Genomic DNA, 2,066 nt, shown 5'->3' with positions numbered 1-2,066 from the left:
ATGACCGACGTGATGGTCGGCGAAGTGCTGGCCCGCTTGGAAAAAGAAGGCGTGCTGGAAAACACGATCGTGTTGTTCATGACCGACCACGGGATCAGTCACGCGCGTGGCAAACAATTTCTGTACGACGAAGGGCTGCACGTCCCGCTGGTGATCGCCGGCCCGGGCATTCCAGCCGGCACCGTTCGAGAGGATGTCGTCGAGCACATTGACATTGCCGCGTTGTCGCTCGCCGCCGCAGGCATCGCGATCCCCAACTCGATGCAGGCCCGCGACATCTTGGCCGATGACTACGCTCCGCGCGAAGCCGCTTTTGCCGCCCGGGATCGTTGTGACGAAACCGTTGACCACATCCGCAGCGTCCGCACCAAGGACTTCAAGTACATCCGCAACTTTCTGCCCGAGCGGCCTTACTTGCAACCCTGCGCCTACAAGGACGCCAAAGCGATCTTGATCGCACTGCGAGACGAGCACGCGGCCGGCAAGCTGAACGACACCCAGGAGTTGCTGTTTCGCCAGACCCGGCCGGCCGAAGAGCTGTACGATCTGAAAAACGATCCGCATGAAATTCACAATCTGGCGGGCGATCCGCAGTTTGCCGAAAAACTAACAGAGCTGCGTCAACGGCTGGACGTCTGGATGGAAGAAACCGACGATCAAGGGCGACGGGCCGAATCGGAACAGATGTACGACAGCGACATGAAGGTCTACACCGACCGCCTGAGCTTGCCAAAATTTGATCCCAAGCAGCTGACAACCGTCCAGAAAAACATCGCCCTGATGAAGCAATGGGCCTCCGAAGGAAAATAAATGACTGACTCATCGATTGATCGGCGTCAATTTGTCAAACGATCCGCCGCGCTGGCTTCGGCGGGAATGACCATCGCGCACGCCGGCTTGGCGACCGCCGCATCCAAGTCTGGCGTGACCGAAATCACCTTCCCCCGGCAAGACTCGCTGGTTCATCCGCCCGAGTGGGAATCGTTGAACCCGGGTTATTGGAAAGTCGAAAACGGTCGCTTACGTCGCCGGTTGTCGAACGTCGGTGATCGCGCCCGCCGCACCGGATTTCCGTTTCACGCTGAATCCAAGGGCGGTGTGATGGAGACGGAGTACGATCCCTCACTGCCGGCAGGGATTCTGTATCGGCGTGATCAGTTTCTGAGCGGCCGGTATTCGATCGACGCCCAATTCGTCTACCACGCCGACGCTGCCGATCCGGCCCCAGGGGACGACCCTGCGTGGAAGATGTACCAGCGCGGTGATGGACTGATGGGCATCGCGATCGGAGCGAAGAATCTGCTGGAAAGTTTCAACAAAGTCACCAATGCGACCCAAATCGCTTGGTCGGACGACGAAAAACTCCATGTGATCTCTCGCGGAAAAGCGAAGAAGGGGGCCGGGCGCCAACAAGCCGGTGCCGAACGCGAGGCGTTTGATTTGTCGCCGGGCGATGTCGTCAACCTGCGAGTCGACGTGGTCCCCGCTGGCCAACACGCCCAGTTGTCTGTCGTGCTTTCTCGTGGCAGCGACACGGTTCGATTGACTCAAAAGGTTCCCGTCGGCCAAACCGAAGGCTATGTCGGAGTGCTGGCGCGTGGGCTGATCGACTTTAGTGTCAATGCGATGACGATCGAAGCGGAGGAAGCTCCACCGCTCGCCGTGCAAACCAGCCCGTGCCTGGCCTGCTACGCACTCGGTGACACGCTGCAGAAAAACGACGCCGGCGAGTGGACGGTTCGCTTCGTCGGGATTTTCGAAAGCGATGGGGAACAAGCGGAACTTCGAATCGCAACGTCCGAACGCCCGGCCGGCGGATGGAAGTCGGTGCCCGTGGCGGGGCAGGCAAAAATCATCAGCAACGACTTCCGTCGCAACACGGCCGTGATCGAAGCCGTCTTACCCGAGAACCCCGGCGAGACAGACCTCTACTACACCGTTTGGAAGGATGGGGTCGACGTGACGGCGGATCCACGCATCGGCACGGCCGCCGTCGGCCCGGGGACGGGATTGGTCGGCGACGTACCAGAGAGTGGAAACTATGTCGGACGCCTGCCCCGACTCGT

At 60.1% G+C, this 2,066-nt stretch carries 2 protein-coding genes; both read left to right on the top strand.

Annotated features, from left to right (window positions below; genetic code table 11):
* The coding region (locus ABX749_RS30900; RefSeq protein WP_372899423.1) for a sulfatase/phosphatase domain-containing protein at positions 1-810 on the top strand (810 nt) is incomplete at its 5' end.
* On the top strand, positions 811-2,066 hold a 1,256-nt coding region (locus ABX749_RS30895; RefSeq protein WP_372899422.1), incomplete at its 3' end, for a hypothetical protein. It abuts the gene before it with no gap.

The organism is Stieleria sp. (assembly GCF_041595215.1).
Lineage (GTDB): Bacteria > Planctomycetota > Planctomycetia > Pirellulales > Pirellulaceae > Stieleria > Stieleria magnilauensis.
This window is presented reverse-complemented; position numbering and strand designations above follow the sequence as displayed.